Annotated in this window: 20 protein-coding genes, 2 pseudogenes and 1 riboswitch; of the genes and pseudogenes, 8 read left to right on the forward strand and 14 right to left on the reverse strand. The window is 59.5% G+C overall.

All coding sequences use genetic code 11. From position 1 onward, the window contains the following. Positions 1–2: 2 nt before the first annotated feature. The 3 genes from AC6H34_RS30810 to AC6H34_RS30820 form a co-directional block, all read right to left on the reverse strand. Complete coding sequence (locus tag AC6H34_RS30810) at positions 3–470, reverse strand: Hsp20 family protein (protein ID WP_497541476.1); 468 nt, start codon at positions 468–470, stop codon at positions 3–5. Positions 471–605: 135 nt separating this feature from the next. Next, a complete protein-coding gene (locus tag AC6H34_RS30815) occupies positions 606–1,022 on the reverse strand; it encodes a hypothetical protein (protein ID WP_497541477.1) in 417 nt (138 codons plus the stop codon). Positions 1,023–1,104: 82 nt separating this feature from the next. Continuing rightward, positions 1,105–1,587, reverse strand: coding sequence for a transglutaminase-like domain-containing protein (locus tag AC6H34_RS30820; protein WP_497541478.1), 483 nt, complete (start codon positions 1,585–1,587; stop codon positions 1,105–1,107). Between the two features lie 344 nt (positions 1,588–1,931). Here AC6H34_RS30820 and AC6H34_RS30825 point away from each other — a divergent pair, with 344 nt between their 5' ends. Further along, on the forward strand, positions 1,932–2,189 hold the full coding sequence (locus AC6H34_RS30825) for a WGR domain-containing protein (protein ID WP_497541479.1): 258 nt from the start codon (positions 1,932–1,934) through the stop codon (positions 2,187–2,189). 58 nt (positions 2,190–2,247) lie between these two features. Here the strand turns inward: AC6H34_RS30825 and repC are convergent, their stop codons facing one another. The 8 genes and pseudogenes from repC to AC6H34_RS30865 all read right to left on the reverse strand — a co-directional run bounded on the left by repC (position 2,248) and on the right by AC6H34_RS30865 (position 9,315). Continuing rightward, positions 2,248–3,555: a plasmid replication protein RepC gene (repC, locus tag AC6H34_RS30830; RefSeq protein ID WP_497541480.1), complete on the reverse strand. Its 1,308-nt coding sequence runs from the start codon at positions 3,553–3,555 to the stop codon at positions 2,248–2,250. A gap of 206 nt (positions 3,556–3,761) precedes the next feature. After that, positions 3,762–4,775: a plasmid partitioning protein RepB gene (gene repB, locus AC6H34_RS30835; protein WP_497541481.1), complete on the reverse strand. Its 1,014-nt coding sequence runs from the start codon at positions 4,773–4,775 to the stop codon at positions 3,762–3,764. Further along, a complete protein-coding gene (gene repA, locus AC6H34_RS30840; protein ID WP_497541482.1) occupies positions 4,772–5,998 on the reverse strand; it encodes a plasmid partitioning protein RepA in 1,227 nt (408 codons plus the stop codon). Before repA ends, repB begins: the two co-directional genes overlap by 4 nt. Before the next feature lie 205 nt (positions 5,999–6,203). Further along, positions 6,204–6,698: pseudogene (locus AC6H34_RS30845) on the reverse strand (IS5 family transposase); the annotation flags it as partial. A 28-nt stretch (positions 6,699–6,726) separates the two neighbouring features. After that, positions 6,727–6,978 (reverse strand): hypothetical protein, encoded by a 252-nt coding sequence (locus AC6H34_RS30850; RefSeq protein ID WP_497541483.1) that lies wholly within the window; start codon positions 6,976–6,978, stop codon positions 6,727–6,729. A gap of 207 nt (positions 6,979–7,185) precedes the next feature. Then, the gene (locus AC6H34_RS30855) at positions 7,186–7,584 is read right to left on the reverse strand and encodes a type II toxin-antitoxin system VapC family toxin (RefSeq protein WP_497541484.1); all 399 of its coding nucleotides are present in this window, start codon (positions 7,582–7,584) and stop codon (positions 7,186–7,188) included. After that, a complete protein-coding gene (locus AC6H34_RS30860) occupies positions 7,584–7,826 on the reverse strand; it encodes a type II toxin-antitoxin system VapB family antitoxin (RefSeq protein ID WP_497541485.1) in 243 nt (80 codons plus the stop codon). Before AC6H34_RS30860 ends, AC6H34_RS30855 begins: the two co-directional genes overlap by 1 nt. Positions 7,827–8,175: 349 nt before the next feature. Then, a complete protein-coding gene (locus tag AC6H34_RS30865) occupies positions 8,176–9,315 on the reverse strand; it encodes a site-specific integrase (RefSeq protein WP_497541486.1) in 1,140 nt (379 codons plus the stop codon). A 333-nt stretch (positions 9,316–9,648) separates the two neighbouring features. Beyond that, a riboswitch (cobalamin riboswitch) is annotated at positions 9,649–9,852 on the forward strand. A gap of 121 nt (positions 9,853–9,973) precedes the next feature. Between AC6H34_RS30865 and AC6H34_RS30870 the strand changes: the two are divergent. Next, positions 9,974–10,066, forward strand: a pseudogene (locus AC6H34_RS30870) (IS6 family transposase); the annotation flags it as partial. Between the two features lie 183 nt (positions 10,067–10,249). On the opposite strand, the gene AC6H34_RS30875 reads toward AC6H34_RS30870, so the two are convergent. After that, on the reverse strand, positions 10,250–10,654 hold the full coding sequence (locus AC6H34_RS30875; RefSeq protein WP_497541487.1) for a PRC-barrel domain-containing protein: 405 nt from the start codon (positions 10,652–10,654) through the stop codon (positions 10,250–10,252). A gap of 345 nt (positions 10,655–10,999) precedes the next feature. Between AC6H34_RS30875 and AC6H34_RS30880 the strand changes: the two genes are divergently transcribed. From AC6H34_RS30880 to AC6H34_RS30890, 3 genes are all read left to right on the forward strand, one after another. Beyond that, on the forward strand, positions 11,000–11,905 hold the full coding sequence (locus tag AC6H34_RS30880; RefSeq protein ID WP_497541488.1) for a hypothetical protein: 906 nt from the start codon (positions 11,000–11,002) through the stop codon (positions 11,903–11,905). Between the two features lie 89 nt (positions 11,906–11,994). Beyond that, on the forward strand, positions 11,995–14,076 hold the full coding sequence (locus AC6H34_RS30885) for a catalase (protein ID WP_497541489.1): 2,082 nt from the start codon (positions 11,995–11,997) through the stop codon (positions 14,074–14,076). An 82-nt stretch (positions 14,077–14,158) separates the two neighbouring features. Next, on the forward strand, positions 14,159–14,965 hold the full coding sequence (locus tag AC6H34_RS30890) for a transglutaminase-like domain-containing protein (RefSeq protein ID WP_497541490.1): 807 nt from the start codon (positions 14,159–14,161) through the stop codon (positions 14,963–14,965). A gap of 57 nt (positions 14,966–15,022) precedes the next feature. Here the strand turns inward: AC6H34_RS30890 and AC6H34_RS30895 are convergent, their stop codons facing one another. Beyond that, the gene (locus AC6H34_RS30895) at positions 15,023–15,580 is read right to left on the reverse strand and encodes a hypothetical protein (protein WP_497541491.1); all 558 of its coding nucleotides are present in this window, start codon (positions 15,578–15,580) and stop codon (positions 15,023–15,025) included. 211 nt (positions 15,581–15,791) lie between these two features. Between AC6H34_RS30895 and AC6H34_RS30900 the strand changes: the two genes are divergently transcribed. From AC6H34_RS30900 to AC6H34_RS30910, 3 genes are read left to right on the forward strand one after another with little or no spacing between them, the layout of a single operon-like run. Continuing rightward, positions 15,792–16,940, forward strand: a complete 1,149-nt coding sequence (locus tag AC6H34_RS30900; protein ID WP_497541492.1) for an acyl-CoA dehydrogenase family protein — start codon at positions 15,792–15,794, stop codon at positions 16,938–16,940. Continuing rightward, positions 16,930–17,667 (forward strand): PIG-L deacetylase family protein, encoded by a 738-nt coding sequence (locus tag AC6H34_RS30905; RefSeq protein ID WP_497541493.1) that lies wholly within the window; start codon positions 16,930–16,932, stop codon positions 17,665–17,667. Before AC6H34_RS30900 ends, AC6H34_RS30905 begins: the two co-directional genes overlap by 11 nt. A gap of 14 nt (positions 17,668–17,681) precedes the next feature. Continuing rightward, on the forward strand, positions 17,682–18,248 hold the full coding sequence (locus tag AC6H34_RS30910; protein ID WP_497541494.1) for an SAM-dependent methyltransferase: 567 nt from the start codon (positions 17,682–17,684) through the stop codon (positions 18,246–18,248). Here AC6H34_RS30910 and AC6H34_RS30915 read toward each other — a convergent pair. Continuing rightward, positions 18,156–19,364, reverse strand: a complete 1,209-nt coding sequence (locus AC6H34_RS30915) for a glycosyltransferase family 2 protein (protein ID WP_497541495.1) — start codon at positions 19,362–19,364, stop codon at positions 18,156–18,158. The two genes, AC6H34_RS30910 and AC6H34_RS30915, sit on opposite strands and share 93 nt — an antisense overlap. Between the last annotated feature and the right edge of the window lie 111 nt (positions 19,365–19,475).

Raw genomic sequence — 19,475 nt, forward strand, 5'->3', positions numbered from 1 at the left:
GGTTAGGCGGCCTTAGCCTCCTCAAGTTGATGCTTGTCCCGCGGCGCGGAAGTCGTAGGCACCACCTCAATGCTACGAGGTTTCATAGCCTCGGGAACGTTGCGCAACAGTTCGATCTGCAGCAATCCGTTCTCGAACCCTGCGCCTACCACCTCGATGTAGTCGGCGAGATTGAAGCGCCGTTCAAATGCCCGGGCGGAAATGCCTTGGTAGATGTAGTCCTCTGAGCGCGGCCTCTCCGCCTTGCGACCTACTACAGTCAGCAAGTTCTGCTGAGCGGTCACCGTGATGTCGGACGGCGAAAAGCCCGCTACCGCAAGGGTGATCCGAAACGTATCGTCCCCGGTGCGGACAATGTCGTAGGGAGGAAAATTCTCCGCACTTTCAGGGGATTGCTTGTTCAACAGTTCAAAGAAGCGATCAAAGCCGATGGCAGAGCGAGCGAATGGAGTGAAATCGTAGGTTCTCATAGCCACATCCTCATTTGAAGCAACATGGTTACAAGCAGTGCGCCAGACGCTTCTGGCGCCCGCGTCAGGCCTCTTAAGCGCCTGACTCAGATCGATTTGGTTTGCCTCCTGGCGATTTCAAGAGCCAATGAAGGCTCAGCGCGATTTTTCGATTGCCTGCAGCACCGTCGCCAGCCTTGCGCGAACTTCCGACCGGGCTACCGCCTGTACCTTTTCTCCGGAGGCGGAGCTTGCCCGCGCAACGAACTCCTCTTCTTGGCGCATGACGGCGTCCAGGCGCCAGGCCGGCGTAAGCCTGGATCGCAGCTTCTCCACGGCGTCCAGAGACGATGTCAGCATCGGAGCCCAGGTGGGGAGATCGCGCTTGCTCGGCGCGTCATACAGTACCATGCATTTCACATGAGGATGGCGCCTCACATTCTTGTATTCGGTGTGCGTATCGGGAAGATACTGGAAACTGGAAGCAATATCGCTCTCTAGATCCTCGTCGCGTCGCTCATCACTAAGAACACGCGTGAGCAATTCTGGTATGGGGGTCCTTCCGTCGGTCATGGTTCCGTCATGCAAGTAGGTTGTCGACAGCTACCCCAGATTGGTGCCGAGACCTTGTTTTGCAAGATGGTAGCTGGGGGATCTAGTGTTGCTCCCCGTACCTCGTCCAGACGGCCCCTCCCTGGTAATGACTTGGAACTCGCGAAGGTCGTGAGGGCCGAACGTGTGGAGCATGGGTATGTCCATGGCGTCGCGTCCTCGAGCGACCAGGATGTGTCCAATCAACGGCATGTTGTGGCGGGCATCGAACGTGTACCACTGCCCGCCGATAGGCTTCGGACCAGGCGTTGAAGTCCATGGGCGCTGGATCGGGTGGTACACCGATGTCGCCGAGGTAGCCGTTGCAGTATCGAGTGGGAATGTTGAGACGCCGGCCCGCTGTGACCGCGGGATGAGTGAAGTCGCGACACGCCCCCACCTGCTCGTTCATCGCGGCGGCCGCCGTGCGCATCGGCCGAGCCCTGCCGTAATCAAACCGTAAGTGGCCGTGCACGAAGTCGCAAACGCCTTGAACCTTGGCCCACGCCCGTTGAATCCATCCGAAGCGGTCCCACACCGTCTGCATGAGTATAACGGTTGCAGAGGTCCTCTAGCATGGAAGACCGCAACGCGACCGTTCGGGTTTTCCACTGGTCAGGCGCAGCATGCCAGCGAAGCCGAACAGGGCTTGCCCGTGCCGGCGCAGCAGGCTGGAGGGGTGAACGCGCTTTCATATTGCGCCGAAGAGAACCACGATAGACTGTGGGCAAACCCGCCCAAATTCCAAGTTTCGGTGGCACAACGTTGTTTTTAGCCGGCAAACTAGAAGCGTTCGGGCCGCTTCATCCCATCAATTCCCTGAATCCTTTCCATGCCGAACGATTCACAGAATGAATTGGATCGGCGTGATGCGGCGGGCAAGAATGACTTATGGCAAAGCCCCCTGCCCTCCCCCGGCTCCATTATGTTCTCGAGCGCATCGATGCGTCGAAGAACATGGCCCGCTACTATGTGCTCTCGATCGAGCCGACCCTGTTCGAGGAGACCGCTCTTGTCCGGGAATGGGGCCGTCTCGGCACACCTGGCCGCAGGGTGAGCAATCTGTTCGATCTGCCTGCGAGTGCCGTCGTCGCGCTCGATATCTGGCTGGCCCGCAAGCGGAAGCGAGGATACAGGCGTATCGGCTGACCCCTGCGCCCCAGCGATGCGCCTGGACATCGCCAGACGGTGCTCCATTGCCTCCCCCTCACGCACTACGCCGCTCCTTGCCGAGCTTCGATCGGATCAGGGCCATCAGCATGGGACCGAGCGAGAACTGCCCTGCCCTCGCCCTCTGCGTAAGGTTGCGCAGATAACCGCCCGGGCTCTTGATGGCCTCGCCCTTCTGCAGCATGGCGGCAATGACGATATTCGCACCCTCTGCACCGAGGGCTTCCTGCGCCTCCTCCCAGGCGCTCGGGCTGATACCGAGGAATTTGCGCACAAGCCCCACCGCGCCTGCCAGATCGCGCCAGGATCGTATGCCGTCCGGAGCATAGTCCGCGATCTCGGGGCAGGCCTCCAGCACCATGCCCAGCGGATAGGTCTTCGACGCAGGTTGCGGTCGGGGTCCCGGTCCATCGGATATCCGCGCGCTCGGAGGCGCATCCGCTCCAGGCCCCAGCGCCGTGCGGCCTGGAGCGGTCGCGGCTTCACCCGGCGGGTCGATGATCAGGAGGGGCACTGCCTTCGCCTTTGCTTTTTCGAAAGCAAGTTCAGATTCAATAGGAGAGTCTGGGTTTGAATTCTGTATGTGGCGCTCACTTTGAGACTCTTTGGCGCTTGGATTCCTGGAAAAGACATGCGTTTCCAGGATATTGCGGATATTCGTCGCCATCTGCGCCAGTTCCGCCTCGACAGGCTTGAGCTCCTCATGCGTCGCAGAGCGCGGAATCCCGCGCATGAGACCGAGATAGCTCTCGTGCAGGCCTTCCCAATTCCCCGGAACCCCCTCCTCCAGCCCGGCCGCGATCATCTTGGCAATGTCGCGCCGAAGCAGCGTGACCCTTTCCCGCAGCAGCAGCATGGCTTGCCTCTCCGCCTTTACCGCTCCCGCGAGATGCTCGAACTCTCCGGCGCGGGCCACGAGCGGCGCGAGATCGAAGCCGAAGGCATCCTCGATGGTTCCCCCCTCCCCTTTTCGCGCATAGCGCTTGCCGTTGGGACTGTCGCGGCGAACGATGAGGCCCCGCTCGACCAACACCGCAAGGTGGCGCCTCAGCGTCGCCGGCGCCATGCCATGCGCCCGCAGCGACAGATGACGGTTGGACGGGAAGACCACCAGGTCCCCCTCCCCTGTCAGGGTCGTGTCCGGATGGAAGCTCAGCAGCGCGTTCAAGACCGCCAGCGCCCGGTCGGAAACACCCAGCCGCGTCTTCGCCTCGCAGATCGCATGGAAGACCTGCCATTTATGAACGACCGCATCCGGCGGACAGCCGCGCGCGGTGACCTGCGCTGCGATCATGCCAAGCGACAGCGATCGGCGCCCAAAGGGCGTCGTTGCGATTTCTGTCATATGTCCTTTGCCTCTGATCAGGCAAAAGAAATCCGCTCACCAAAAACGGCGCCAAAAAACTTGACTGTGATTCGCGGAAGTGAGACTCTCATTTTGCGAGAAAGAGAGGGGCTTCCGGGACGGTGACGTTCTGGGGGCCTTTTTCTTTGCCGAATGTCATTCCTTTTCAGATGTTTACGGGCATTGTCAGGTGACAAACCTGGCGATCATCTGTCCTCACGCTCCTCCCCTGCTAGGCGGGCGTTGTCCGATATTCCCGCCTCCTCAAATTCCTTGATGAAGTCCGGAAGACGAGATTCGAGGAACGAGGCAAAGCTCAACTTGTCCGTCGTTAACCGCACGCCCTTTGAGGTGCTCTCAAGCCAGGCAATCCGCTGGCCACTGGGCGTTGTCAATGCCCGACGAACCGGTGCCTTAACTAGCTTTGTTTCCGTTGCCGACAAAACGGCATTGAACCGAGCATTTGTGTCGAGACTGGCGAACTCCGGAGACTTAAGCGCACGATCAACAGCCTTGGCAGCACCCAAGGTAGTGATCCTATCGACAAGCTGAAGCCACCGCGGTCTTCCGATCTTTGGTGCCGGGCCGATCGCCAAAATCACCCTTGAATCCACAACCTCTACCACTCGCAATAAACGAGACAGTTCGGGCTTATCGACACCAAGTGCGGCCGTGATTGTGTCCCTACCAAAACCGTTAGCATTCAGCTGGGAGGCAAACAGTGCTCGCTCAACAAAGCTAAGATCTCGTCTTTCACCATTTTCTTGCCCTTGCGCGATAACGAGTTCGGCATCCGAAAGCTTCCGTACGATTGCCTTCACCGATCTTCCAAGAGCAGCCGCTACCCGCAATCGGCGCCTCCCATAAGCAACCTCGTAGCGTCTCTCCGCCGACGGATGCGGTCGCACCAGAATGGGAACGAGTTGCCCATTGTCCCGAATCTTCTCGAGTAGGCTCTCGAACTCGGGATCCTCGTCAGACGGTATTCTGTCCGCAATTGACGATACCTCGATATCCGATGGTGCAAGCTCAACAATTTGCTCTCCGCTTGCCAACACAGCGCGCAGAGCCTTGGCCTGGGTGGCTTCTTCAGAGATATGCTGAAGCCCCAAGCCAACGGTTCTGATAGCCCCGGCGCTACGGAGCGGATGCGCAGACCCATCACCTTCCTTAGGCTTGCCGGCAGCAATCAGTTCACGAAGAGCCTCACGCCCTTTCATGGAGCACTCCTCCCCCAAGCTAGACGAACAAGTTTCTCAATCTCGCGATTGACGTCATCCATCGCCTCAACAGCTCTATCGTAGGTCTGGCGATTTCGTGCTTCGCGAGTGGATTCATAGATAGTTTGCTTAGAAAGGCCCGCATCGGAAACGGCGGTAGACTTCACCATCATCGCGGTCAGAACTCGCTCATCGAAGAGATTTCGGAGCAAGGCTACTATCTGGGCCTGGGGGCCGTCATTAGGCTCGTACCTTGTGATTAAGTATCGGATCCAATCGTACTGGAGGTTTCCGCCTGCCTCGCGAACAACCGCCAGGAGGTCGGACGCCATTGCGAGGAACTGGTTCATCGACGCTATGTCCAACATTTGCGGATGAACTGTGATGAGAACCGAAGTGGCTGCGCATAGAGCGGAAAGTGTCAAGAAACCGAGTTGAGGCGGGCAGTCGATGATGACCACGTCATAGGAGGTCGCGACTTCCGCCAGTGCGCCAGCAACACGCGCAAAAAATAGACCGTCCGCGGAACGCGAGGGGTCACCTAGAACTTTCGGCGTGTCGTGTTCGAATTCATGAAGTTCTAGATTCGCCGGGACCAAATCCAAGCCGGCAAAGTATGTCTTGCGGACAATCTCCGTGAGCGGTCGTCGCTCATCGTCGTAGCGAATGGCGCCGAAAAGGGTCTGGTTGTCACCAACGTCGAACTCAGGTTGGTACCCGAAAAGCGCAGACATCGAGGCCTGAGGATCGAGATCCACCGCTAGAACGCGGTAACCTCGAAGGGCAAAAAATTGGGCGAGATGAGCGGCAGTTGTGGTTTTACCTGAGCCCCCTTTGAAATTCGTGACTGCAATCGTTTGTAGGTGCTCAAGACCAGTTCGGCTGGGCAAGTAGGATGGCTTCGCCCTTCCGAGATATTGACGGAGTTCGTGGATCTGAGTGAGCGAATAGGCTCGCCGCCCGCCAGCCGTCACCTCCGGCACTGGGCCTTCACCAATAGCCGAAAGGTGGCGGAGATAGCTGTCAGTTACCCCAATCAGCTTGGCCGCCTCGCCGCTCGAGAATTTTCGCAGTGCCTTCTGCGCCTCAGGAGGGAATAACTTTTCCCTGAGCGCCTGAAGGTTTTGACTTAGCGAATGCGCGTCGGCAGCGATGACTTGGTCCATCGCCGGTGCCACCTGTTGTTCCAGGTGCAGTTCGTTTTTTGAGGTGAGCGGCGTCATTCACGGTTCCGAGAGAGAATAGGCCCTACTGCCGCAAATAGGCGCCGAGTCGTACCTTCCGTCAAGGAATTTTGTGTAAACAAAAGCTTAACGCCTGGGCCGACGCCCACTTTATGAAGGAAAAATTGTCAGCTGACAATTCGCACGGAATGAGCGCAACCACGGTACATTTTCCCGGTTGGCTGAAGGACGATCCGGAGAATTGGGCCGTAGACTCGCAAGCTCGAAACCGCAGCCGCATTGGGGCGAGTTGAACCATAGCGAGAAAGTTGGCGGCAAGCTTTCCTAGCGAGTAGCGATCCGTCCGAAGTGCTTCTGCTTTAAGAAGAAGCGCTCGAACAGGTTACGCCTACGGTAGGGCCGCCTACTGACGCAAGGCCACCAACGCCGATGGCTTTTGCGTGGAATGTTGGGGGTGGTGGTCCCTGCTCTCGGATCGGTTCTCGGATTCGATCGGCATCGTCGGCCTTGTCCGCTAGGAAGATGGTGGGCGTGCGAAGTTAGCCAAGCAGCGTATCCGCGATCCTTCCGTCATGTGCTTCGCCTCCCGTCAAGTCGGGTGTGATCGGGAGCCCCTGCACATCGACGCTGACGTGGATTTTGGTCGTAAGTCCGCCGCGTGATCGATCGAGATATTCATCTGCACACCTCACTTTGCCGTTGAGACTTGAAAATGTGCGCGTACGGAAGTGCAATCGATCCTTTTCGGCTCACGCCGATGCTGAATCCTAGTCGCCGTACTCGGTGAAGAGCCGTGCGAGCAGATCCGCCCCCTTAATGCTGCCGTCGCTTCGAAACACCTCGATTTCAGGCGGGCAATTAGGGAAAAACTCGATCTCCCAGCGTTCGCCCGGCACAGCTACCTGCACCATTAGTACTCCTTCACGTACAGAAGTAAGCGTGTAGTGGAGGCAAGCAGCCTCTAACCGACGGAGGAAGCTCGCAACATCAGAGAGAGAACTGCCGGTCAGATCAGCCATCAGAGGACCGTAGCGAACTGGTTCCCGAATGCCAACCGGTCGCCATTTTTGGGTTCTCAACCTAGCTCAGCCGCAACGGGGCAGGCCGCGTCAAATGAGTCCTGGCCAATATCGCCCACGCGCAAGCCAGTTTTGCCTCGCCGGCCCGTCCGACTTCCACCCTTGCTAACCCTTGGATCGCATCTCGCAGGGTTGTGTCAAACGCAGTCATGCCACCTCAATGTCGGTCTGAGAGAAATCATTGCCCTTGAACAACAACGGCAATCGATGGGCTCTTGCGCAGGCATAGGACATGCAGTCGGCAAGATTGAGCTGGGCTGGGTGGCCTCGCCCCTTACCGAATGCGGCGAAAGCGGACACAGCCAGTGTGGCGATGGCACCGTTGATCGGCATGATCAGGATGACGGCTTCATCGATGACTTGCTGTATCCGGCGCTCGGCTACAACGGGGTCGACATTGAGGAGGCTGGACAAGCGCATGGCAGCTTCGAGAATAACCAGGCCTGATGTATAGCGGTGAGGTGCATCGGCTAGCTTCGCCGCGAAGGCGTCTGCCTCAGGCTCGTCGGCCAGGATCGCAACGATGACAGATGTGTCCACAAACATCAGTGCCCCCACATCGCATCGATTTCTTCCTTCGTCATGGCCCTGCCACCCGGCTTGCCGTCATCTGCAAGCTCGGCCGCGATCCTTCGCAAACGACCGGCGAGCGGGACTTGTTGCCTTTCACGGTCCAGTTCCCTTTCGAGCGCTTGGATTACCGCCTCGGTCATTGTGATCTTGCGCCTTACGGCCAATTCCTGGGCCAGGGAACGCGCGCGTTCGTCCCGAATCTGTAGCGTCGTCATTACGGCATCTCCGCTGTATGGAGAATTATATCATGGCGTATGGAGAGAGTCATCCATACGCGCGCCTCATAGGTAAGCCCGACGTGTCAACGGCCACTCCCGTTCCCATCGGCGACTACAGCGTCAGGAAAAGGGTAGGCGGCAATGGAGTTTGATTTCTAACGGCTCGTCAATGCCGCGCTGGCCTAAATTGGAGGGTCACCAGATCAGTCGCTCGTCAACCCCCGTCGTCAGATCTCACCGCTGATATATGGAGATTCCAGGCCGAGACCCGCACTCTGACCGAAGCGCGCCACTGACGAGTGGATGCCATTGCGGCTCGAATTCTCACAAGACTAAAACTGCCGAGTTAGAGCCCGACAGCCTTGGTGAGATTGATCCGGAAGCGATCACGCCGGCGCTGATAGCGGCGCGTCATCTCGGCGGACGCGTGACCGAGTTGCTTCTGGACATAGCGCTCGTCGACCTCGGCTGAGGAGGCAAGACCGGCGCGCAACGAATGCCCGGAGAACTTCATCTGCCGTTCTCCCTCGCTGAGGTCCGGCCGCACGCCGGCGGCGAGCGCCGTGCGTTTCACCAGCCGCGCCACCTCCTGGTCAGCAAGGCGGTTCGAACCGACGTCCTTGCCCCGGCCGGTGACCCGGCGGAATAATGGCCCGTGACTGATCTTCGCCAAACTGAGCCAGGTTTCAACTGCCACGATGGGGCAGGTTAGGTCCGAAGAACCACGTCCGATCTCGACTTCGCGCCAGCCGGTCTTGCCACGCAAGGTGACCAGCATCCCCATATCGAGGATCTCGACCCAGCCTCGGCTATCCTCGGTGTCGTCGCGACGGAGGTCGAGACCAACAATCTCGGATCGCCGCAAGCCGCCGGCGAAGCCCAGCAGCAGCATCGCGCGATCGCGCAGCCCGCGCAGTGTGCCGCGGTCGAGCGTCTCGAGCATGGCCATGACGTCTTCCGGCAGAACCGCTTCTTTCTGACGGGGAGGGGAGGCGTGCGTGTTGCGAATGCCGGCAAGAACGGTAGCGATGTGTCGGTCCTTGCGATCCAGCGGCATGCCACGCTGGAGATAGTTCCAGCTTAGGGCGGACAGGCGGCGTTCGATCGTCGCGACCGAATTCGGCTTGCGATCGGCTGCCGCGGCGCCGGAGGCGCAGGCGGTGATATAGAGACCGGTGATTTGCGGGGAGGGCGGCAGCAGCTCAAAGCCATGGCGCCGGCACCAGGCAACAAAGTGCTTCCAATCGGACGCATAGGCGCGGCGGGTATTGGCCGAGCTCGCCGCTTCGACGTATTGGCGGGCGCGATCTGCAAGGTGCCCAAGATGCCCCGGCACCACAGACTCGATCAGGGGAGGGGAGGGTTGGTTCAGGCTCTCGGCCGGTGTCTGCGCGGTTGAAAGATCGACGGCAATCGCCGGTGGCTCAGGCGAAGCCGAGCCTTCCGGGGTGTGATTTTCGGGGTTGTGGACGCTGTCTTGCGGCATCTCCTATATAAAGTAGAAAACGAACGATAATGCAAGATTATCGGACGTTGTCGAGCGCCGACAGCCGCGGCGGTTCTAACACCTTTGGAATGCCACAAGCGCCGTCAGCCGGGGCTGACCACGCTGCGGCTTAGTGAGACTATCACACCCTCAATTTCGACGGAGCGCATGCTTCCGACAAGGTTAAGAGCCAACGAGATCTGCCGACGACTGGGGGCCAGCCCATCTGTTGAAACCTGTGACAATGTCTCGCCTTCCATCCTATCCGCGGCAGATACAGCCAAAGACAAGGTTCGCATGACCACGATATTGACGTGGCGTTCATTCCCCTACCCCATATGTAGTGTCATGGGTCCTCGGATTCGCATCCGGGGCTAAGAGGGAATCCGGTGAGCTTTTTTGCGATACCGGAGCTGCCCCCGCAACTGTGAGCGGCGAGCCGACTGTCATCCAGCGTCACTGGCGAGTATCGCCGGGAAGGCCGACAGGAAGCGAAGACCCGCGAGCCAGGAGACCTGCCCAGGCAATCGTTTCGTCCTCGGGCGGGGTGCCCCTAAGGAACGCCTTGCTTGTCGCACGCAAGCCGTGCGGCCATGGAATGCGCTCCTCGGCCCAAGCCCCCAACAGATTGGGGTTTGCCGAATGTCTCTTAATCCGATTCCACATCCCACGCCATGACATCTCCGCCGGTCACTATCGCGAATTGCGTTCAGCAGCGATGAGCCTATGGGCGGAAATCGCTCCGGCGTGAACCCACAGGGCCCGATCGGGCTGCCCCCTGCCTCGCGTCTGTTAAGTTCACGATGCCTCAATTCCTCTTACTGGCCTTGGCGCTGGCGCTATTTAGTCCATTTTTTTATCAATCATCGCGGGCAGTTGGAACCTTTGATTCCAGCTGCCCGTGGGCAGGTATTTGAGCGCTTTGTGATCGACCTTAGATCCTTTCGCGCTGTGCGTCTGGCGAAGAATTTTGAACGAAGCCGAAGGCGCCGCCATAATAGTCATCTACGGATCGGGCGCGGGCTGGATCGTTCCAGTCCCACTCCTCCTCATGGGCATATCTGGGCGCGCGGGTCAGGTCGTCTTCCGTAACCGCAACCTGATAGCCGCCAAGATTCGTATTGTATTTCAGACTATCCCACGACAACGGATAGTGATCGTCTCCAATGCCGAGGAAGCCGCCAAAGGCGAGCACGGCATAGGATACCTGCCCGCTGCGCTTGTCGAGCATCACCCGCTCCACTGATCCAATGCGTTCTCCATCTGCACCGTAGACCGCAGTGCCCTCCACTTTGTCACTGCCGATCAGGTGACCAATTTCGTTGTCCTCGATTGCCATGTCAGGCCTCCATTTCATGGTTCCGCAACATCCGACGAGGCCACTTGGTTCCAACCGCGTTAGGCAAGGGCGCAACAGCGACTAGTCATTCATCCCCTAGCTCAGGGGCTGATGCCGGCCTGGCCAAAGTCGGTATCCGTTGAATTTAAGCGGCGCGGCGGAAATACATCGGGCAGGAACAACTCCGCGCCATGACAGTTTTGAAGCAGCCGGACATCGTCGCAGGCGAACACCGCTCATGTCATTGGGGAGGGAACAATGGGTCGAGGCATTTTACTGTGGCTGTTGGGAGTCCCGATCCCAATCATCATCCTTATTGCATTGCTGTATCGATAGGAGGCCTAGATGTCAGAAGCTTCAATTCGAACGGCTGAGTTTGTCACCTCGGCATCCGGACCGGTCGAATCAGCTAGATCGGCGGTATCATGGGCGGCAATTATTGCAGGAGCTGCCGCTTCCACAGTCATCAGCCTTATTCTTGTTGTGGTCGGCGCCGGGATAGGGCTGGCCTCCATTTCTCCTTGGTCGAACGCCGGTGCATCCGGAACGACGGTTGGGGTGCTGGCGATTTTATGGTCGATCGCGATCCCGCTCTTCGCCTATGCGGTAGGAGGTTACTTGTCTGGGCGTCTGCGGACGCAGTGGGTCGGCATCCATAACGACGAAGTTTTCTTCCGGGATACTGCACATGGGATGCTCGTCTGGGCGGTGGGTACTATCGCTGCCGCTTGCCTTGCCGGTACGATTCTTTCGGCAGCCGTCACCGGCATCGCTCAGTCAGGCGCAGCTTTGACCGGCGCAGTTGCCAATGCCGCAGGGTCGGCCGCGGGCGCCGCAACGGGCAACAGCGACGTGAGTGCCTACTTCAATGACATGCTGTTCCGTTCCCAACAGCCGCCTGCGTCGGCGGATAGCGCCCAAGCCAAATCCGAAGTCGGCCGTATCGTGGCCCAATCGCTCGTCAGCGGAGAACTGAACGAAGCTGACAAAGCCTATATCGCTCAAGTCGTAGCGCGTCAGACCGGGCTCAGCCAGGCCGACGCCGCCAAAAGAGTTGACGACGTTATCGCCCAGGCGAAGCAAACGGCCCAGCACGCGACCGATAAGGCTAAAGCAGCTGCAGATGCAGCACGCAAAGCGGGTGCCTATGCCGCCCTCTGGGCCTTTGTGGGACTTCTGGTTGGAGGATTATCCGCGGCCTACATGGCAACGGTTGGGGGCCGCATCAGGGATGATCTGCCGGCGATCTAAAACGGCGGCGAGCAGAGGGTCACGCTCGATCAAGCAGCGTGGCCCAAACACAATTTCGAGCAACCTCGCTAAAGAAAGGGAGCTTACCCATGCCTCAGGATGGAAAGTTCAAGACGGATCGCGGGCATGGTGGAGAGACCCATCAACGTCTGGATGACGGAACCGATCGTTTTCTGACGACCGATCAGGGTATTCGGATTTCTGACAATCAGAATACCCTCAAGGCCGAGTTGCGCGGACCCGCCTTGCTCGAAGATTTCGTCCTGCGGGAGAAGATCTTTCACTTCGACCACGAGCGTATCCCTGAGCGCATCGTGCACGCGCGCGGGTCCGGTGCTCATGGTGTGTTCGAACTTACAGAGGATATTTCAGACATTACCGAGGCGGATCTGTTCCGCGGCAAGGGCAAGAAAACGCCGGTCTTCGTGCGGTTCTCGACGGTCGCCGGCGGTGCGGGATCCGTGGATACGCCTCGCGATGTCCGAGGCTTTGCGGTCAAATTCTATACCCAGCAAGGCAACTGGGACCTCGTCGGAAACAACATCCCGGTCTTCTTCATCCAGGATGCCATGAAATTCCCGGACCTCGTGCATTCGGTGAAAATGGAGGCTGACCGGGCCTATCCTCAGGCTGGGAGCGCCCACGATACCTTTTGGGATTTTGCTTCCTTGATGCCGGAAAGCACTCACATGCTGATGTGGGCCATGTCGGACCGGGCGCTGCCGCGCTCTTTCCGGATGATGGAGGGCTTTGGCGTTCACACTTTCAAGTTGGTCAACGCGAAGGGAAAGGTGACGTTCGTCAAGTTTCACTGGCGGCCGCGTCTCGGTATCCAGTCTACAATTTGGGACGAGGCGCTGAAGCTGCAGGCCGCGGACAATGATTACCATCGCCGGGATCTGTTCGAGGCAATCGCTGCCGGCGATTTTCCTGAGTGGGACCTTGGACTCCAGCTGTTCGACGAAGAACTGGCGGCCCGCCTTCCATACGATGTTCTCGACGCCACCAAACTGATCCCGGAGGAGGTGGTGCCTTTGAAGATGGTTGGACGGCTGACGCTGAACCGCAATCCGGACAATTTCTTCGCGGAGACGGAGCAGGTCGCTTTCTGCCCTGCCAATATTGTCCCTGGCATCGACTTCTCAGCCGATCCTTTGTTACAAGGCCGACTGTTCAGTTATCTTGATACCCAGAAATCCCGTCTTGGGACTGCCAATTTCTATCAGCTCCCCATCAATGCCCCAAAATGCCCCGTCATGAATTTCCAGCGGGACGGCATGATGCAAATGCAGGTTCCCAAAGGCCGGGCAAATTACGAGCCTAACAGCCTCGAGGATCACGGCGAGACCGGCGGCCCGCGGGAATGTCCGGCGACAGGCTTTAGAACGACAAGCGTGATGGAGGACCGGTCGGGAGACGGCAAGCTCCGGGCTCGAGGCGAACTTTTCGCCGATCACTACAGCCAGGCCCGGATGTTCTGGAGGTCGCAAACGCAAAGTGAACAAGCCCACATTGCCTCGTCCTTCACTTTTGAGCTGTCCAAGGTGGGACTCGAAAAAGTGCCGGCGCGCATGGTGGCCAATCTGCGTAACGTCGATGAGGGTCTCGCCAAGCGGGTAGCAGAGGGGCTCGGCATCGCCTTGCCTGCGCGGAGCGAGGCCGCACGAAAGACCGTCGAGCTCGAGGCGAGCGATAGCCTATCGATACAAAAGAGAATGAAGGATACGCTCAAGGGGCGAAAAATCGGCATCCTCCTCGCCGAAGGGAGCGACGCGTCGACGCTCACCAAGCTTGTCGAGGCTATTGCCGGGCAGGGCGCCAAAGCCTTCCTCGTCGCGCCCATCAGGAAGGGCGTCAAGCTTTCGGACGACGGCATGGTTCAAGCCGACGGGCAGCTAGCGGGCTCCCCCTCCCAGCTCTTCGATGCAGTCGCCGTCATTTTGTCCGCCGATGCAGGGAACAAACTGAGCAAGGACGCAGCGGCTGTCCAGTGGCTCACAGATGCATTCGGTCATCTGAAGGCGATAGGGCACGACGGACGAGCCGACAAGCTGCTCGAGGCGGCTGGCGTAAAAGTCGACGAAGGTGTCGTCGAGTTGGGCGCGGCTTTCATTGCTGCTGCAGCGAAGCGGTATTGGAAGCGCGAGCCGACGCTGAGAATGCTGGCGTGACGAGGGAAGAAGCCTCCTCTTCTCTGGGAATGTTCAACGTTCTCCTTTCAAATTCCTGCAGCTGTCATTTCGGAGGCCATCCATGCAAGTGGAGATCGAAGCTCGACTCAATTATGCATTTGAAAATGAGACCCAGATCCTGTTAGCGCTTCAGGCATCGCAAAGTCGAGATCAGGAGATCATTACCGAAAGTCTGGTCTTCGAGCCCAGCGCAAACTACCAGACCGACAAAAATCTCGAAGGCGATCGCAAGTTGCGTGCAGTGGTCTCGGGTCCGACAACCATTACCTATAGGGCCGTAATCGAGAACCATTTGCGCCCACTGCTTCCAGCAGAAGGTCGTCGGCATTTGTGGGCCGAACTTCCCGACTACACTTTTCCTTTTCTGCTGCCCAGCCGCTTTTGCCCGTCAGACCGTTTCATGCGTTTTGCCCAGAGGGAATTCGCCAATTCCCCGGATGGCGTGGCGCGAGTGGTCGAGATCCTCGACTGGATCTATGATCACATTGATTATGTCCACGGGGTCAGCGACGCCCAGACGACGGCGCTCGCCACTTTTGTCGATCGGGCAGGCGTGTGTCGGGATTTCACGCATCTGGCGATCAGCCTGTGTCGCGCCATCGGCGTGCCGGCACGGGCGGTGAGCGCCTACGCGCTTGAACTGCAGCCCCCGGATTTCCATGCCATACTTGAAGTCTATCTCGAAAACGCATGGTGGCTGGTGGATCCAACCCGCCTTGCTCCTGTCGGTGGCCTTGTCCGCATCGGCAGTGGGCGGGACGCCTCCGATATCGCCTTCATGACGACCGACAAGCCCTGTCAAATGATAGAACAGGCAATCTCGGTGAGCCGCTTCAGCAAACAAGGGTCCCACATTACATCGCCTTGAGAGCGCCAAAGACGCCCGCATTCGCCCTCTTCGTGACGGAGCGATGCTCGTCTAAGATCACTCCCTGACCTCCCTCAACTCGGTCAAACGTACCAGGCCGTGCTGACTCGAAAAAGTCAGTGTCTGATCCTGGCTCTGAGCCTGCGATATTCCCTGGATCACATGATCACCGGTATCGAAGATACGAACTCTACCGTTATCGCTGATCGCCAAGCGCCGGGCCGCTGGGAAAATGGCATAATGCATGGCGTTCTGTGACCCGGTCGACACCGCTCTTCCCAGAGCTTTTGGCCAAGCAATGGAATGCATCGAGGAAGCTGAGCGGTAGCTTGTTCCCTCAGCATCTTCCGATCGCCCCGGCGCGCTTCGGATGTAAGCCGCGAGATCGGCGCAAACCCCGTCGAGTTTTGCCTTCAGACCGCTGTTGAACATGTCACCCACCATGCTCATCGTTGGTGTCCATTGAGCCATTCCGCCAAAATCGGGGTGGCTGAATTGCGCCATCTGGCCTCCGCCGCGCCGGATCGCAGTGAGGGCAGCCCGCACCGCGTCTTCCGAAACGCCGTACCTTAGGGCGATACCAGCGATATGGCTTTCCTCGGTTTCGGGGATCATTGCGTTTACTCGCCTCCTGCAGCCAGCGTCGATCGCGGGCGTTGGTTTGAATTGGGCGCGGCCTCCGGAGTTCAGGTCGCCCAAGGCTTTGCAGTCGACAAGCTAACCTAAGGCCGAGGGCTTTGTTCCCGTTGGCTGTGGGGACCGCGCGCAGGGAACGATCCCGTCTGCCCGGTGTTGCAGAGGACGTACCGAAAATTGGGAGGTGGAGATGCGGGCAGGCTTGGTCCGGGAGATCAGAGGCGAGACACCGGGGCTCGCCTCACGCCTGTCCTCTTTCACTGCACTTTGCGAGGCGAGGGCCGCAGAGGCCGACGAACGGTCGGCCGTTGATCCCGAGGTTCTGACGGCGTTGCGTTCGGCCGGTATTCTGGCGGCACCTCTTCCACGGGAGGTGGGCGGAGATGGGATGATGGAGGCCGATTGCTGGTCAAGCCTGTTTGATGCTCTGCGTCGCCTCGGTAGCGCGGACCTCTCGATCGGGCGCCTATTCGAAGGTCATGCCAACGCCATCGATCTGGTACGCCGTCACGGCAGCGCCGAGCAACTCCGCGTTCTTGCCGAAGAGGTCGGGAATGGCGCCATGACAGGTGTCTGGGGCGCCGACGGACGATCGCCTTTACGGGTCGCCAGGACGTCGCAGGGCTGGCGACTCGAAGGAGGCAAGATCCTCGCCTCCGGCGCCGGCCTGCTCACCCGCCCGTTAGTCAGTGCCGCCAGCGAGACCGGGCAGAGGCTAGTCCTGCTCGATCTTACGGGCAGCGAAAAGGTCGACCTCTCGGCTTGGACACCGCTCGGCATGCGCTCGAGCGCGACCGGCTCCGTTGATCTCAGCGGCATCATCGTTCCCGACTCCTCCCTCGTCGGCGAACCAGGCGACTTCATGCGACAACCCTACTTTTCCGGTGGGGCCTGGCGGTTCTGCGCCGTCCATCTTGGTGGCATGGAAAGATTGTTCGAACTCTACCGCCGCCAGTTACGCGAGCGCAGGCGCGGTGAAGATCCCTATCAGCTCCAGCGCGTAGCGGCCTGCGTCTCTGCGGCGGGCAACGCCTCGCTCTGGATCAGAACGGCGGCCCGGCAACTGGCCCTGGACATGGATCAGGCGGAGCGGTGCGTGGCGCTGTCCAATCTCGCCCGCGGGGTCACAGAACGCGCGGCCCTCGACATCATGGAAGCGGTACAGCGTGGCGCGGGCCTCTCGGCCTTCCTCCGGCCGAACCCGATCGAACGCGTCGCGCGGGACCTTGCCACTTATCTGCGTCAACCCGTTCCCGACCTCGCCATGGCGGATGCAGCGCGTTTTGCCTTGGGCAGCGAGAGGGCGATTGAAGCACTCTGGAGTTTCGATGCTGATTAGCAATTACCTCAGGGCGATTGAGGCCCTGCCCGCCGCGGGCCTGGAGCGGTTGGGCAACGGCGGCGTGACCGTGCTGGCGCCGCATCCCGACGATGAGGTCCTCGGCGCGGGCGGCCTGATCGCCGCCAGCCGCGAGGCGGGGCGGTCGGTGAATGTCGTGGTGCTTACCGACGGCACTGGATCTCATCCCAATTCGAAGCGCTACCCGTCGCACCTTCTGGCCGAGTTACGGCGTCAGGAATGCAGAAAGGGCCTTGCGGTCCTGGGCCTACCGGAGAGCGACATCATCCATTTCGATCAGCCCGACACGCGGGCGCCGATTTCGGGCCCAGTGTTCGAGGCGGCGGCTGGGCGTCTTTCCGGCCTCGTCCGGCAGAATGAATCCACGAGCTTGCTTGTGACCTGGGACAAGGATCCGCACTGCGATCATTTCGCGGCCGCGCGGCTGGCCCGAGAGGTCGGCCGCCGCGTGCCGGGCCTCGCCATCTGGCACTATCCAGTGTGGGGATGGATTCTACCGCGCATGAAACACATCCATCGGCGGGGCCCCGAGGGTTTTAGCCTCGACATCTCGCAATGGATCGACAGAAAGCGCGCGGCGATTGCCTGCCATCTCTCGCAGATGTCCGGCCTGATCGACGACGATCCTAGCGGCTTCACCTTTCCCTCCGACAAGCTGGCGCGCTTCCTGCGGCCGACAGAATATTTCATCCAGAGGTTACGATGACGGGTAGCAAATCATTGGGGCGCGATTATTTCGAGGCGATCTACCAGGAGGATCCAGATCCGTGGAAATTCGCCACGAGCGCGTATGAAGATGAGAAATACGGCGCGACCATCGGCGCTCTGTCACGCGCGACCTATGCCGATGCGATCGAGATTGGTTGCTCGATCGGCGTGCTGACAGCGCGCCTTGCGCTGCGATGTCGATCTCTCGACGCAGTCGACCTCTCGCCAACCGCTGTTGCCAAGGCCAAGATCGTCTGCGCCGCATTCGACAACATCCGGTTTCATGACGGTGCGGCGCCGCACGGCCTGCCGCCCGGGCCATACGATCTCATCATCCTGTCGGAGGTGCTTTATTATCTCGACAGGACAGACTTGGCGACCATGGCCCGGTGGTGCCGGCAACATGCAAGGGCCGGTTGCGAAATCGTGCTGTGCCATTGGCTGGGACCGACGGACTACCCCCTCAGGGGCGCCCTCGCCAGCGAGCTATTCTTGGAGGCTATGCAGCCGTGCCTCAAAAGTCACACTGTTCTCCATGACGAAATCTATCGCCTTGAGCGGTTCTGTTTGCGCGCGTAGATATTTCAGCAGCGCTTCGGCCCGTGCAATTTCGGCGGGAAGCATGGAAGGACGAAGCGCCGTACGAAACTGCAACGTTGGGCTGATCCTGCACAGATGCTGCCAGAAGACCTCGAAGCAAGTCTCCCGCAAATTGGCGAGCGCGGCATCGATCTGCTCAGTTCTAAGGCCAAGCCCGGCGAGAATGGTCGATTCGCGCATGAAGCCCAGATGGCTGGTCCGCCGCAGATGGCCCTTTAGCCAGGCTTTCCTTGCAATCGTAAAGGCTGGTTCAAGCGCGTCGTCGCAGGGCGTCTCGTCGACCGCATGACGAAGCCGCATCGTATCTGCAGCACCACCCATCGCTCGCCCATCTAGCCGGCACGACGTAGAGACGCAGACACTCATGGCGTGACGCACCTTGCCCTCGGCGCATTCCACCGCGAGAGCCAATGCGGCGTCCTCCCCGCTCGCATGCGCTGGCAGCCCACCGATCTTTCGATACATCGCCAGTGTGATACCAAGACTGGCACCGGAACTGACCTGATGGTTCGGCCAGGGGTCATGCGGGCGCGGATCCAGAAGGGCGAAGATCTCTGAGACCAGGGCGTGGTAATGCTCTTCCAAAAAGCCCCGACCTTGGAAAGCCATGCCCAGCCCGACAAACTCGAGTGGGTCTGCATCGATATAACCGGCCACGCAATCGGCGCCTGCTTCAAACTCAGCGAGATTGGCAGCAACCCAGGTTGGCGAAACAGTGCTGTCGGCATCTGTCGTAAGTATGACGCCGCCCGATAATCCTTCGGCCTCCAGCCGATCAGCGGCCTCATCCATCACGCGCCTGCGCGCCAGGCCTGCGGCCTTCAACGGCGTCGTCATCGCTTCGAGGACATCGATCGAAAGGTTCATCCTTTGACCAGCTTCGCGCGCCTGCTGCGCCGTCGCGTCGACACAATTGTTCGCGAAAACGAGGACTCGATATGCCTTGGGTGACACCCGCCTGCCTTGCCAGTCTCGTTGCCGGGCGATGGCCGCGAGACAGGGCGTGATCCGCTCCTGTTCGTTGCACGCCGGGATCGCAATGATTGCGGGTCGGCTTACACCGCTATCGGGTGAGATTGTTGGGTTCAGGGGCATCGGGATCACTGTGTGGCACAGATGAACCTCGCCTAGCTCCTTTTGGTTCCCTTGACTACGAGTTGAAAGCGGAGGGACTCGATCACATTAACCAGCGCTCGAATACTATCC

This window comes from Labrys sp. ALF-8, assembly GCF_059699065.1.

Coding starts and splice junctions, on each gene's coding strand:
- AC6H34_RS30810 (WP_497541476.1), bottom strand. CDS start 470: ATGAGAACCTACGATTTCACTCCATTCGCTCGCTCTGCCATCGGCTTT.
- AC6H34_RS30815 (WP_497541477.1), bottom strand. CDS start 1,022: ATGACCGACGGAAGGACCCCCATACCAGAATTGCTCACGCGTGTTCTT.
- AC6H34_RS30820 (WP_497541478.1), bottom strand. CDS start 1,587: ATGCAGACGGTGTGGGACCGCTTCGGATGGATTCAACGGGCGTGGGCC.
- AC6H34_RS30825 (WP_497541479.1), top strand. CDS start 1,932: ATGGCAAAGCCCCCTGCCCTCCCCCGGCTCCATTATGTTCTCGAGCGC.
- repC (WP_497541480.1), bottom strand. CDS start 3,555: ATGACAGAAATCGCAACGACGCCCTTTGGGCGCCGATCGCTGTCGCTT.
- repB (WP_497541481.1), bottom strand. CDS start 4,775: ATGAAAGGGCGTGAGGCTCTTCGTGAACTGATTGCTGCCGGCAAGCCT.
- repA (WP_497541482.1), bottom strand. CDS start 5,998: ATGACGCCGCTCACCTCAAAAAACGAACTGCACCTGGAACAACAGGTG.
- AC6H34_RS30850 (WP_497541483.1), bottom strand. CDS start 6,978: ATGGCTGATCTGACCGGCAGTTCTCTCTCTGATGTTGCGAGCTTCCTC.
- AC6H34_RS30855 (WP_497541484.1), bottom strand. CDS start 7,584: ATGTTTGTGGACACATCTGTCATCGTTGCGATCCTGGCCGACGAGCCT.
- AC6H34_RS30860 (WP_497541485.1), bottom strand. CDS start 7,826: ATGACGACGCTACAGATTCGGGACGAACGCGCGCGTTCCCTGGCCCAG.
- AC6H34_RS30865 (WP_497541486.1), bottom strand. CDS start 9,315: ATGCCGCAAGACAGCGTCCACAACCCCGAAAATCACACCCCGGAAGGC.
- AC6H34_RS30875 (WP_497541487.1), bottom strand. CDS start 10,654: ATGGCAATCGAGGACAACGAAATTGGTCACCTGATCGGCAGTGACAAA.
- AC6H34_RS30880 (WP_497541488.1), top strand. CDS start 11,000: ATGTCAGAAGCTTCAATTCGAACGGCTGAGTTTGTCACCTCGGCATCC.
- AC6H34_RS30885 (WP_497541489.1), top strand. CDS start 11,995: ATGCCTCAGGATGGAAAGTTCAAGACGGATCGCGGGCATGGTGGAGAG.
- AC6H34_RS30890 (WP_497541490.1), top strand. CDS start 14,159: ATGCAAGTGGAGATCGAAGCTCGACTCAATTATGCATTTGAAAATGAG.
- AC6H34_RS30895 (WP_497541491.1), bottom strand. CDS start 15,580: ATGATCCCCGAAACCGAGGAAAGCCATATCGCTGGTATCGCCCTAAGG.
- AC6H34_RS30900 (WP_497541492.1), top strand. CDS start 15,792: ATGCGGGCAGGCTTGGTCCGGGAGATCAGAGGCGAGACACCGGGGCTC.
- AC6H34_RS30905 (WP_497541493.1), top strand. CDS start 16,930: ATGCTGATTAGCAATTACCTCAGGGCGATTGAGGCCCTGCCCGCCGCG.
- AC6H34_RS30915 (WP_497541495.1), bottom strand. CDS start 19,364: ATGCCCCTGAACCCAACAATCTCACCCGATAGCGGTGTAAGCCGACCC.